Raw genomic sequence first — 13,413 nt, forward strand, 5'->3', positions numbered from 1 at the left:
GCAAGGGGAACTATACAACGGACGTAATTGGATAGCGTAATTTATAACTGATTTGAAGGAGCTGTTCTTTAAGTTCAGTCGAGACTATAGCAGGCCTGCGGGGGGATATGGATAGCGGCATAGCTGCTATTAGCCGTGAAGGATTTGAACGGAACAGAGATTTCCGTTATTCCATCTATCCTCCCCCAATTTAAGGTGATAGCGGAAGTGGGAATTCCGTTATTTTGGGCAAATGTATGCATTATGCACAAAAACAGAGAGATAACGGAACTAGCTTTTCCGTAATCTCTCTGTTTTTTTGAGCTTTCCAGTTGATAAAGGAACAATTACTTCCGCTGTTGTCCTTCCCTTCGATGCGGAGAGCGGTTAGGAAGTAAGAAAGCAACGCAAAGCACAGAGTAGAACAAAGAGGGAACGGGTGTGGGATGGAGGAGCGATAGCGTCCGCCCTGGTCGTCACCTTCGGTGACTGCTCGGGTATGCAACCTACCTTTGAAGCTTGTGTTCCTCCCGCTGCAACCTTCCATTCAAAGGAACACGACTTCAACAGCGGCCGGAATCCCATACCCGATTCCCTCCCCACGCACAAACGTAAATCGTACACCAAGGACGCCGCAAGGCGTTTTTCTTATGATGGTGAGTGTAAAGCTGCATTTTTTAAAATTAGGGCTATTCAGTTTGGAAATTGTAATGATTCTTTAGTTTTTGATGATTTCTTTATTAAAGCTTTTACGTTATAAATGTAATCAGAGTGCGCACTCTATTGTTTGAAAACGCTTTAATAGCTCGGTGTCGAAGGGAATGTCGGTAAATTCATAAAATCATGCTGAAAAGGATGTGCATGGATGATATTACGTAAAAAGGCTTTCGCTTTCGTTTTATGTGTGTGTTTGCTTCTCTCGATGCTTCCGCTGCCCGTATTTGCGGTTGATGCGAAATTAACAGTCCCGGCGTCTGGTGTAACAGCCAGCGCTGACGATGGAAACGTACCCGCCAATACAGTCGATGGGAATTTAACAACCCGCTGGTCCGCATCAGGTAACGGACAATGGATTCAGTATGATCTCGGCTCCAATAAAAAGGTGGCCTACATCAAGATAGCTTTTGTAAGCGGAGATACGAGGACATCCACTTTTGATATCCAGACCTCTACGGACAACGTGAACTTTACGACTGTACAGACTAATGTAACCAGCAGCTTGAATACGAGCCTGCAAACCTTTGATTTCCCGGATGTGAGCTCGGCTCGATATGTACGAATCCTCGGTCACGGCAACTCCCTCAACGCATGGAATAGCTACACCGAGGTTGAGATTTATGGGGATACAGCTATTACCACAGATGCAAAATTTCCAGTCCCCGGGACTTCCGTTACGGCTAGCTCCAATGATGGGAACGTGCCCGCCAATACAGTTGACGGGAATTTAACAACCCGCTGGTCGGCGTCGGGCGACGGCCAGTGGATCCAGTATGATCTCGGCTCCAATAAAAAGGTGGCCTACATCAAGATAGCCTTTGTAAGCGGAGATACGAGAACGTCCACCTTCGATATCCTGACCTCTACGAACAATGTGAATTTTACTACTGTGCAGACTAACGTGACCAGCAGCTTGAATACGAGCCTGCAAACCTTTGATTTTCCGGATGTGAGCTCGGCTCGATATGTGCGGATCGTCGGTCATAGCAACTCCTTGAACGCATGGAATAGCTACACCGAGGTAGAGATTTACGGCACGGATACCAATTCCAATCCAGGCAATGAGGTTTCTGTTTCTACCTCTGCGCAATTGGCTTCAGCCATAAGCAGTGCCAGTGCCGGTACGACAATCGTACTCGCGAACGGTACCTACACACAAAGTGGGGCTTTTAAAATAAATAACAAAGCCGGAACGGCCGGCAGCCCTATCACGATTAAAGCGGCAAATCAGGGACAGGCGATTATTTCCGGTGGCGCCTTCATCGAAGTGAATAACTCGTCCTACGTTATTATTCAGGGATTGAAGTTTACCAACACAGGAAACAATGCCCTCCTCTTAAACGGATCCAATAACATCCAGGTTACCCGAAATAAATTTGCTTTGCCTGCAACTGGCGGAGCCCTTATTTGGCTTCAGGTCAGCGGAGCTAATAGTCATCACAATCGGATCGACCATAATGACTTCGGTAACAAGAGCGATACCAACCCGCTCATTGCCTACGAAGGAGACGGTAATGGGAACATCTCTCAATACGATATTATAGAATATAACTACTTCCATGATGTTGGACCTTGGGTTGATAATGGGAAGGAAACGATCCGCCTCGGGCTGTCGGGAATCTCATTGTCCAATGGGTATAACACGATCCAGCATAATTTATTTGAGAATACCGATGGTGAACCGGAAATCGTTTCTGTGAAAAGCAGCAATAACACAGTCCGTTATAACACCTTCAAAACTTCAAAGGGAGGATTAACCTCCAGACATGGCCATAGCAACAGCTTCTATGGGAACTTCTTTCTTGGCGATGGCGTAGAATCGGAAGAGGCAGGGATTCGGATATATGGGAATGACCATAAGATATACAACAACTACATGGAGAATTTGACCAAGGATGCCATTATTCTCGATAACGGCAATTATGACGGCGGTTCCAGCGGGTATCCCGCGAATCCGTCTGCCGATGATTTGAGAGCACAGTGGAAAATTTATCGTGCCCAAGTCGTCAACAATACGATTGTAAACAGCACAACAGGAATTATTGTCGGTTCCGGCAAGACCTATGCTACGCAGGACAGCAGAATTGCTAACAATATAATCAAGAATTCCAGCGGTATTCTTTATAATGAAATCGTGTCTACCAATACCGTATTTGAAGGAAACATGGGCAGCGGCGGTACTCTGAAAAGCAACTCATCGAGAACCGCTTCTGAGATACTGGGTTCAGATCCGGCATTTACAACTATTAACGGATTGCAAAAGCTGTCCGCTACGAGTCCGGCAATAAACTATGCCAAGGGCAGCTACCCTTTTGTATCGGAGGATATGGATGGAGAAACACGCTCCATCAACGATGCCGGAGCAGATGAACGCTCCGGAGCTACAAGCTTTCCGAACCATCCGCTGACAGCGGCAGAGGTTGGGCCAAGCGCGCCATAAAGTAATATGGAATCCGCACAAGTCTCAATTGTGCGGATTTTTATGTTTAGTCGACGATTAAAGGAGTTTTCTGTCGGATTGAGGAATATGTCTAGTGACTATTTGCAGGAATTCACGGCGGGTTCTTGGCGATAGGGTTCATAGAAAGACGATCTCTTGGGGATGGTGAGTCTATTGCTGCGGGACCTGATACTGAATTTTGCGATCATTAGCATATTTGTATTTTTGGCAGCACCCTTATTTTTCAGAATGAAGAATGAGGCGAAGCCTAATTGGTTATACCGGTTATATGTTGGCGCTGCTCATGGAGGACTCGGCGTCGTTTTGTTGTTTTTTAGTATCAAGACTAGTGAGTCTACCGTTCTTAACTTTAGAGGGATTGCCTTTCTTCTATCCTCCTTCTTCGGCGGACCCGTTAGCAGCATTATCACCTACTTATTTGTCATCATCGGGCGGCTGGTAACAGAAGGTAATCTCAATATCATCCAGGCTGGAATAGGCTTTGCAGCAGCCTTTGGAACAGGGATTTTATTTAGCCAAATCAAATCCTATGGACTGAAGTGGACTGCCGGCACCTTGTTTTTGCTTAACTTTTATTATTTCAGCCTATGGTATGTTGCCCAAGCTTCTCTGGATAAAGTCTGGCCTTATATCCTTTATCAGTCATGCGGTGCCTTAATGGTTGCCCTTTTTCTTCGCTATTTGCTTCATACCCACCAATTCCAACAGACAGCCAAGCAGCTCGAACGGGAAATGATTCATATGCTCTGCCTGCAGCCGGGATTTACTTTTAAGTTTCATAAGAGAGAGGATGGCAAATTCGTATACGGATTAATAGAAGGAGAATTGTTAAAGCGGCTGGGGGCGAAGGCGAGTCTTTTAACAGGCCGAGCGGTTGAGGAAATTGAGGCTTTTTCCGATGAGTTTGTGGCAATGTTGAATAAGCATTATGGTCGGGCATGGAAGGGCGAAAGAGTTGTTTTTGAAGCGGAATTGGATTCATACAGCATCCTGGTAACATTAAATCCCGTCTTTATTAATAAGGAAGTCAGCTATGTTATAGGCAACGCTATAGATATTTCCGAAAACAAGGCAGCCGATAAAATCATACAAGCAAGCGAGGAACGATATCGCAGATTGGTGGAAAATTCACAGGATTATATCCTTGGCTTTGATATACATGGCAATGTGACCTCCGTGAACCAAAAATTAATTCATGCTTATCAACTGCATAGCAAGCCAACCACAGGGATGCCTTTGACGGATCTCATTAGCATAAACGAGGTAGGGGAATGGCAGCGATATTTTCAACAGGCTGTGCATCGGCAAGCGTCCCAGCAGTTTGAAATGACCTTGAAGCTGCCCGGTGGGAGTGAGCATATTTACACGGTCTCGTTGTCGCCAATAATGGATGGGAATCAAGAAATAATAAGCATTACCTGCACATTTCACGACATTACGGATTTGAAAAAGCGCAAAGAGGCCGATGAGTCTAATTGGGCGAAAAGTCGGTTTCTAGCTCAAATGAGCCACGAAATACGCACACCAATCAATGCCGTCATTGGTCTTAACTACTTGCTTCAGCAGACGGACTTATCGGAGCATCAAAAGGAATATGTAGACAAATCCATGCGATCGGCTCAAGGCTTGCTGACGATTATTAATGACATCCTTGATTTCTCCAAAATTGAGGCCCAAAAAATCGTCATGGAGCAAATCGAATTCGATTTGTTTGAAGTGCTTCATACGTTAACCGATATGATCAGCTTGCAAGCTTATGATAAAGGATTGGTTCTACATACCGCTGTACATCGTAACGTTCCACAGAAGCTTATTGGCGATCCGTTCCGATTAAATCAGGTGCTCTTAAATTTAACTAATAATGCGCTAAAGTTCACGGATGCCGGCCAAATATCGATTTTGATAGACAGGGTTTCACATCATGAAGATGGCGTAACGCTTCGTTTTACGGTTCGTGATACGGGGATAGGCTTAACCTGGGAACAGCAAAAGCAGCTATTCCAGGAATTTATTCAGGCCGATATGTCCACAACGCGGAAGTATGGAGGAACGGGGCTTGGTCTTGTCATTAGCAAAAATCTGGTGGAGCTTATGGGCGGGGCCATCGGCGTTGAGAGCGAGCTTGGCCAAGGCAGCTGTTTTTATTTTACCGCACGGTTCGGCATTAGCCCTCAGATAATTTCCAAGGTTGCTATAGACCTGCCTTTCAATGATCAAGCAGACAGATATGCTTTACTTCGTCATGCAGACGTTTTATTAGTGGAAGATAATGAAATCAACCAACTGGTGGCCAAGGAAATTCTCAAAGAGATGGGAGTTCGGGTTGATGTAGCGGTAAATGGGGAGGAAGCGGTGAAATGTGTTGAAGGCAAGCGGTATAATGCGATTCTGATGGATTTGCAGATGCCTGTTATGGACGGCTACGAAGCTGCCGGAATAATACGGAAGCTCGAATATGCTAAAGACACGCCTATCATAGCTATGACTGCGGATGCTATGACTGGAGTTAAGGAGCAGGTGCTCAAAGCCGGGATGGACGAATATATAACCAAACCCTTTGAACCGGCTCAGCTCTATAGTATGCTTCAGCGGGTTATACAAGCTTCAAGACGGATGCGCTCCAATTGATTGCCTTTTCGTAATCCCCTTATATTTCCTGTAATGGTTTTTCTGCTTTCAGCAGAAAATGAATCATATCAAATCAACAGGGGATAAGGGATGGTTACTATCAATAAATATGCAGTTATGTTCTTCTCAATAGCATTCTTATTTATATTTTTTGATCCTCATGCTCTCGCGGCTCCTGAATCCAAAGCGATATTGACAGTGAAGGCTTCCACGGAAGCACAAATGCAAACGCAGCTAACCTTGGACAATAAATGGCTCCAGCATATCAGTCGTAACAGCACGCGTACAACCGCTTCTATTATTCCAGTTACAGACACCGCTCTGACCCTTGTAGATAAGGGAGTTACGGTAACTTATTCGGTAGACCGCAAAGGCGGTTTGTATCATATAGAAACCAACGAAATGATTCAATTGAATACGAAAATAAAGCTGAAGCTTGCGAAATATGTTCAGCGTGTACGATCTGCGCATTATGGGAAAATTTTGCCGTGGGATAAGGCGAAAGGGATCATTCCAAAGAAAAAGAAGTTTAAAGTCATCGATGTAGAGTCGGGACTGAGCTTTAATGTGCAAAGAAGAGCGGGCACGCATCATGCAGATGTACAACCTCTGACCAAAGAAGATACCGCAGTCATGAAACAAATTTATAATGGTAAATGGAGCTGGAGGCGGAAAGCCATTATTGTGCAAACGGAGGATAAGTTCCTCGCCGCTTCTATGCATGGCATGCCGCATGGAGGGGATGGAATCCCTGACAATGACTTTTCCGGCCATTTTTGTATTCACTTTCTGGGGAGCACGACTCACGGTTCGGGCAACGTTGACCCCGAGCATCAGTTAATGGTGTATAAAGCAGGCGGAAAGCTGGATGAGTACTTCATGCAGGCATCTCCATATGAGATAGTGAATGCTTATTTCAACGCCTTTAATTTTCGTGATTCGCAAATTTTGAAAATGAGCTTCTCCAATGCCAAACATCATCAGCTTGAATTGTTATATAAAAATAAGGATCAAATTACAGGGATAAGTAAAAGGGTAAAAACGATGGCAAGAGACACTTCTGGGCTGCTCTCATTGGAAATTCCAGTGGAGGTTGGCATTACTCGGGGAGGGCGTGGCGAGGAAAGGGCTACGTTACAGTTTCAGATGAAAAGAACGTCATTCTTCGAGCAGTGGAAAATTGATTCCATTGATATGATTTCTTAACGACATTGCCGTAAAGGTAGGGCGCCTCCCAGAAGCGTCCTTTTTTGTTATCCAATTGGATGGAAGGCTTGTGTTATAATATAATTTTATTTATTAACCTTACTAAAGAAGGATGGAAAAATGGACAAGCCACTAAGTAAAAAGAATGAGAAAGCACTATTGACCGCTTTGGCAAGGGCAAAAGAGGCGGGGAGACAAATGGAGATTAAAGAGGAGGAGAAGCGCTGGGTCCCAATCTCAGTGCCGGCTGCCCTCGGAGATTGCCTTACCGGTCTGACGAAAAGTGATTTATCGGACATACGTACAAATTTGGGTGTTTACGGAGCAAGCTCGCTAAAAAAACAAGAGTTGATCACGGTATTGGAACAGCAATTTCCGATTATGCTGCCTCATCTTTTAAATAAAATAGACGATACCCGCTATAAAATTATAAAGCAGATCGCAAGCGGCGGCGGACATGCTTTCCTGCCGTTGGAAACGAATCAGCTTAATTACTTTAAAGCTAGAGGAATGATCTTCTCAGGGACTCATAATGGGAAGAAGACTTTGGTCATGCCGCAGGAAGTTCTCCAGTGCTTCAGTAAGATGGACACGAATTCCTTTCGCGAAACGGTTAGAAGAAACACGGAATGGGTGAGGCTTTCACAAGGAATTCTTTTTTACTATGGTTTCATGGACTTTGAGCAATTATGGAGCATGGTGACTTCTCATGCGGGTACGAATGAAATGCAGAGTGATTATTTACCGGTTCTGGAGGAGGCTTCAAGGTTCTACAAGGACATTCAATTTAGGACCGAGGGGGTTTCAAATAGTAGGGTTCTGAACGTGGGAGAATTGAAGGATGAGCATCAGGCGAGACCTGACTTGTCGTTCTATCCATTTACAAAAGCTCAGCTGATTGCTGCAGGTGAGCCGGACTTTGTGGACTCAACTCGAATCTACCAAGCCTTTGTCAGTTTCATAATGGATTATTACCCCATAGACCGCGACAAGGCAGATAGTCTGGTGAAAGACTGTGTATATGCTGTTCAGAACGGAGAGGCACCGGGTAACTTGCTCCAGATGTTTCAATACCAATTGGTGATTGATAATATGGAATTGATAAAAGGTTTTATGGATCATATTGTTAAGTTGAGTAATTCTACCAAACAATGGTTTCTCAAGGGTTATTCTCCAGATGATTTATCTTCTTCTAGAAATACACCGATTATTGTGCAGCCTGCTCCACACAAGGCTGAAGTTATTGATATAGTAACGAGGAATAAAGTGGGGCGTAACGACCCATGTCCTTGCGGCAGCGGCAAAAAATTCAAGAAGTGCTGCGGCCAATAATCAATAAGAGCGGTCGCAAGTCCATAAGCTACTCATCCCAACTCTACAATGTATGCATATGCACACAAAAGAACCTGAGGCCAAGCCCGCGGCCTCAGGTTTTCCTTACTCAATAAGTGTTGTAAATATTTTCGCACTCTTCTCCTGTCGGTTGGTAGAAGCAGTGCTTTTTGTAACGTCCTACGAGCGGCTGATTATACCAAGTGTCAGGACAGTCTCCTTCGGGTCTGAAATACCACAAGCTGAATTTGCCCGGCCACAATCTTTCTCCATCGACTGACCTTCGAGCCAATCGTTTATCGCGGTCTCTTGATTTTTGATAAAAATATCCGTGCTGAACAGCTTCGAAAGCATGCGGCTGGTAGATCATTTGCTCGATGGTACGGATATTTTTAAAATCAGAGCAATCCCCCCGGATTCGATTAACGCCCACATTTCCAACAAGCAGCATCCCCTGCTCGCCTTCGCCCTCTGCTTCGGCTCTAAGTAATCTTGCCAAGAGATCAATATCTTGCTCCCTTGCCTTCACGACAGCCATAATTTCACCTCTTAATTATCAGAATTATACGTCTGTGTCAAGCGGTCTAGTCATTTGACTAGTGTAATGTATGAGCGGCAGCCATTATTGGTGCCTAAATCAATCTGTAAACAAATAGGCTTATATGGTAACATATACAAAAACCAACATTAGAATAAGAAGGGCGAGATGCTTATCTATGTCGAAGGGAGCAGCAGTTACGGAAACACAGCAAGTAAGGATACCAACTGCAAGACGAAATCCATATAAAGACGGTCCTTTTTGGGGAATATGTATCGGGCATGCTTTTACGCACTGGTATCCGTCTTCCATGTATATTTTATTACCTTATATTGTTATTGCCTATAATTTCTCCATTACACAGGCTGGATTATTACTAACATTAAGATCTTTAATCACTGCATTCCTGACGATGCCTATAGGCGCTTTTACCGATATGTCCAGAAAGAAGCATCTGTTTTTGGCAGCCTCATTATTTTTGGTTGGAATGCCGTTTCTCTTTATTGGATTCGTTCAGGAATATTGGTTGTTTGCGCTGCTTTTTATTGTGATGGGTGTGGGCAATGAGTTCTGGCATCCGGCTTCCTACACAACCTTGTCGCAAAGATTTCCTGAACAGCGGGGACTGACGTTCGGTTATCACGCTATGGCCTCGAATCTTGGGGATATGCTGGCACCTATCGTTATAGGCGCTTTGATTGTCACCTATACATGGCAGGAAATTATTTATTGGAATTTCGTTCCGGGTGTGTTTTTTGCCATTTTCATTTTGATCACTTTAAGGAATATGAATGTCGATCCATCCCGATTAACCAAAGCCAATGCAGACTCGGCGAGCGGGTTAAAGGATTATTTAACAGGGTTAAAGGAATTGCTCCGCAATAAAACGGTGGTGCTGATTGCTGTTCTAAGTGGAATTCGTGCGATGGCACAAAACGGTATTATGATTTTACTTCCTTTATATTTAGCGATGCAAATGGGTCTGAACGCCTTTTGGGTAGGTATGACACTGGGAGTGCTGCAGGCAGGCGGGTTGATTGCGGCTCCTATTGTAGGAAGAATGTCGGATAAATCGGGTCCGCGCAAAATATTGACGACCTTGATGGTTGCTACATCGATCATGCTTGTAATAGTATCGTTCATTCGCAATGACTGGATTCTTATTGGTACGATTGCCGTTCTAGGATTTTTCTTGTATGCGATAAGGCCCGTGATGCAGGCGTGGGCAATGGAAAGCACGGATACGAAAGTAGCGGGGACAGCGACAAGCTTGTTGTTCAGCATGCAATCCCTCATGGGGGCTGCGTCACCGATCATCGGTACCTATCTGGCGCAAACCTACAGCTTCTCTGTTGCTTTTTACTTTTTGGCGGGAGTTATTTTGGCAGGAAATCTGGTTATTCATTTCATACCTAACAAATAATAGAAAGAACCTTTTTCTATGCACATCAGGCAACTGACGTTACAATAGGTGAAGTAACTATTAAGTGCAGACTGAATGGAGTAGCTCATATAATGAAAAAATTCAAGAAATTTTATGTCGAAATCACTAGCGTGTGCAATCTGGCCTGTACTTTCTGCCCGCCAACGGAGAGGCAAGCTAATTTTATTAAGGTAGATGCGTTCACTAAAATATTAGATGAAATAAAACCTCATACGGATTATATATATTTTCATGTCAAAGGTGAGCCTCTTCTGCATCCCAAAGTAGATGAGCTGCTGGATTTGAGCCACGAAAGAGGATTTAAGGTTAATATTACCTCTAATGGAACGCTTATTAATAAGAACAAGCACAAGCTTTTGAACAAGCCGGCTCTAAGACAAATCAACTTCTCGTTGCATAGCTTTGACGGGCATGAAGGCTCCAAGAATAAAGAAGAGTACATTATGAGCATTTTGTCTTTTGTGAAGGAAGCTGTGGCTACTAGCTCACTATTGATATCCTTTAGATTATGGAATCTGGATACCGATAATACTACCAACCTGGAAAGAAACAGAAATCGCGAAATCCTTGCGATGATTGAAAGAGAGTTTAATCTGGACTACAAAATCGAAGAAAAATTCGTTCGCGGCAGCGGGCTCAAAATTGCAGACCAAATCTATTTGAATCAGGATCACGAATTTAAATGGCCTAAGCTAACCGAAAAAGAAGATGAGGGAAAAGGTTTTTGCCATGCTCTTAGAAATCAGGCGGCTATATTAGTGGACGGAACGGTGGTCCCGTGCTGCCTTGATGGCGAAGGGGTCATTAACTTGGGTAATATCAACCAAACCCCTTTCTCTGAAATCGTAGAGGGCGAAAGAGCGAACAGATTGTTCGATGGATTTTCGAGAAGAGAAGTCGTTGAGGAATTATGCAGGAAATGTGGGTACAGACAACGGTTTAGCATATAAGTTCGCGAGTTTGTGAGTTAGGGAGTGAGCGCTGCGTTGCCCCTGCCTTGAATTCATGAATCTCGTTGGGGTGTATGATAATTAGAGGTATGAAGTTCCGCTAGTGGAGGCTTGAGCCATGAATAAAAAGGTGTTGGTTATTGGAGCGGGAATCGGAGGTTTGACAACAGCACTTGCACTAAAACGAATAGGCTATGAGCCTGTAGTATACGAGCGCTCCTCCGAGCCTTCGTCCAACGGGACGACACTTGTGTTATGGCCTAATGCTTTGCGTGTCTTTCAAGCTCTTGGTGCAGCCGACGCAATCTTGAGGCTTGGTGTCCGCAACCTGAAGACGAGCGTATTTACTTCTAAGGGACAACCGCTGTACGAGCTTTCGCTCGACATGGAGGCTGAATATGGCTATCCGGTAATAACTGTATTAAGGGCAGATTTGCAGAATATCCTTCTGGAGCAGCTCGGGAGAGATGCTGTTGTGTGGGGGCAGGAGTTTGTTAGTGCCGAGCAGGATGATGAGCAGGTTACCGTAAAATTTGCCGATGGACATCTGGAGCAAGGTTGTTTATTGATCGGAGCGGATGGCATTCATTCTAAGGTAAGAAATGCTTTATTCGGGGAAGTGCCGCTGCGCTTTTGCGGGTATGCTGCCTATAGAGGGATGGTGGACAACCATTCCTCTATATTATCCCATCAGATTGGGATGGAAGTATGGGGGGAAGGCAAACGGTTTGGCCTGTTCCATACCGGCCATAAAGGGATCTACTGGTTTGCCACATTGAACAGCGCGGCGGATAGTTCTATTTCTCCCAACGGGATAAAGCAGCGGCTGCTGCATGAATTTGCGGGCTGGCATCCACCCGTGGAGCAAATTTTACAGCTCACGGATGAATCGAAGATGCTGCGCCACCTGATCTATGACCTGCCGAAATTGTCATATTGGACGAAGGGGCGAGCGACTCTGCTGGGCGACGCGGCGCATGCGATGACACCTAACCTTGGGCAAGGCGCCTGCCAGGCGATCGAAGACAGCATGGCTTTGGCCGAATCGATCCAGCGCGGACCTGACTTGAATACCGCTTTACAACGCTATGAAGCCGGACGGATTTCACAGACAAGAAAAGTGGTGAACTTGTCGTACCGAATGGGGAAAGTTTCCCAGTGGTCGCATCCTTGGCTATGCGGAATTAGAAATTGGGCATTTGCCGCCCTGCCGGGCTCCCTTAAATTAAAGCAGTTGGAGCGTATTATAGGCAAGGATAGCCATTCGAAGAAAGACAACAAGTTGATGCTGTGATTTTAGAAGGGGGATATTCTAGCTATGAGTAAGGAAATCGAAAGAAAGTTTCTATTGCCGGTCTTCCCGGCGAAGGAGCTTGAGAATAATACAATCGAGTTAGTTTCGAAGCAATACATATTTCAAACCTATTTGGCATTTTCAGAGGATCAAGAAATTAGAGTGAGGAAGCTAGTCAACAATGAAGGAATTTCCCACTATACGCATACTTTCAAATCAGGCCATGGTTTAGTAAGGGAAGAAATCGAATACTCGATCTCTGAGGAAGTTTACACGCAGCTGCTGAATAATACGAAGCTTAAACCGCTTGAGAAGATACGAACTAAGGTAGAGCATGAAGGGCGTATCCTTGAGGTGGATGAATACAAACAAATCGATCTTATTGTTGTGGAAGTCGAGTTTCCCGATCTGCATGAAGCAGAGGTATTCACGGTTCCGAATTGGTTTGGAAGAGAGCTGGGGCAGGAAGAGGAGTTTCGTAACAAGACTCTCTGGCTCAAGCTGCAGACTGAAACCATATGATTTTATAGAAAAGCGTTGGTCTGGAATACACGGCCAATGCTTTTCTTTTTTAAGAGATAAGAAAGCATAAGTTTGAACCGGAGGTTCACCTTTCTTATCTCGCAAGAAAAGCTACCGCTAAGACACGAATGTATCTTCATCGAATGGGCTTCGATCAGAAGCTTTTCTTAAGAGATAAGAAAGTATAAGTTTGAACGGGAGGTTCACCTTTCTTATCTCGCAAGAAAAGCTACCGCTAAGACACGAATGTATCTTCATCGAATGGGCTTCGATCAGAAGCTTTTCTTATATATAGTGCGGCTGAGTCTAAAATTGCAAGTAAGCTGCGTCAAGATATGAAAT

Annotated in this window: 10 protein-coding genes; 9 read left to right on the plus strand and 1 reads right to left on the minus strand. The window is 44.6% G+C overall.

Annotated elements, in window-relative coordinates:
* Positions 1-418 precede the first annotated feature (418 nt).
* From NV381_RS30585 to NV381_RS30605, 5 genes are all read left to right on the plus strand, one after another.
* Positions 419-739 (plus strand): hypothetical protein, encoded by a 321-nt coding sequence (locus NV381_RS30585; protein ID WP_258217110.1) that lies wholly within the window; start codon positions 419-421, stop codon positions 737-739.
* A gap of 105 nt (positions 740-844) precedes the next feature.
* Complete coding sequence (locus NV381_RS30590) at positions 845-3,136, plus strand: chondroitinase-B domain-containing protein (protein ID WP_258217111.1); 2,292 nt, start codon at positions 845-847, stop codon at positions 3,134-3,136.
* A 174-nt stretch (positions 3,137-3,310) separates the two neighbouring features.
* Entirely contained in the window at positions 3,311-5,785 is a 2,475-nt protein-coding gene (locus tag NV381_RS30595) for a response regulator (RefSeq protein WP_258217112.1), read from the plus strand.
* Positions 5,786-5,875: 90 nt separating this feature from the next.
* Positions 5,876-6,991, plus strand: a complete 1,116-nt coding sequence (locus NV381_RS30600; RefSeq protein WP_258217113.1) for a hypothetical protein — start codon at positions 5,876-5,878, stop codon at positions 6,989-6,991.
* Positions 6,992-7,111: 120 nt separating this feature from the next.
* Entirely contained in the window at positions 7,112-8,323 is a 1,212-nt protein-coding gene (locus tag NV381_RS30605; protein ID WP_258217114.1) for a Rho termination factor N-terminal domain-containing protein, read from the plus strand.
* A gap of 109 nt (positions 8,324-8,432) precedes the next feature.
* On the opposite strand, the gene NV381_RS30610 is transcribed toward NV381_RS30605, so the two are convergent.
* The gene (locus NV381_RS30610) at positions 8,433-8,861 is read right to left on the minus strand and encodes a cell wall hydrolase (RefSeq protein ID WP_258217115.1); all 429 of its coding nucleotides are present in this window, start codon (positions 8,859-8,861) and stop codon (positions 8,433-8,435) included.
* Positions 8,862-9,039: 178 nt separating this feature from the next.
* On the opposite strand from NV381_RS30610, the gene NV381_RS30615 reads away from it, so the two are divergent.
* The 4 genes from NV381_RS30615 (at position 9,040) to NV381_RS30630 (ending at position 13,071) form a co-directional block, all read left to right on the plus strand.
* On the plus strand, positions 9,040-10,284 hold the full coding sequence (locus NV381_RS30615) for an MFS transporter (protein WP_258217116.1): 1,245 nt from the start codon (positions 9,040-9,042) through the stop codon (positions 10,282-10,284).
* 92 nt (positions 10,285-10,376) lie between these two features.
* Positions 10,377-11,255 (plus strand): radical SAM/SPASM domain-containing protein, encoded by an 879-nt coding sequence (locus NV381_RS30620; RefSeq protein ID WP_258217117.1) that lies wholly within the window; start codon positions 10,377-10,379, stop codon positions 11,253-11,255.
* A gap of 118 nt (positions 11,256-11,373) precedes the next feature.
* Entirely contained in the window at positions 11,374-12,549 is a 1,176-nt protein-coding gene (locus tag NV381_RS30625) for an FAD-dependent monooxygenase (protein ID WP_258217118.1), read from the plus strand.
* A 24-nt stretch (positions 12,550-12,573) separates the two neighbouring features.
* Positions 12,574-13,071: a CYTH domain-containing protein gene (locus tag NV381_RS30630; RefSeq protein WP_258217119.1), complete on the plus strand. Its 498-nt coding sequence runs from the start codon at positions 12,574-12,576 to the stop codon at positions 13,069-13,071.
* Positions 13,072-13,413: the final 342 nt, after the last annotated feature.

The sequence above is a fragment of the Paenibacillus radicis (ex Xue et al. 2023) genome (assembly GCF_024722015.1).
GTDB lineage: Bacteria > Bacillota > Bacilli > Paenibacillales > NBRC-103111 > Paenibacillus_S.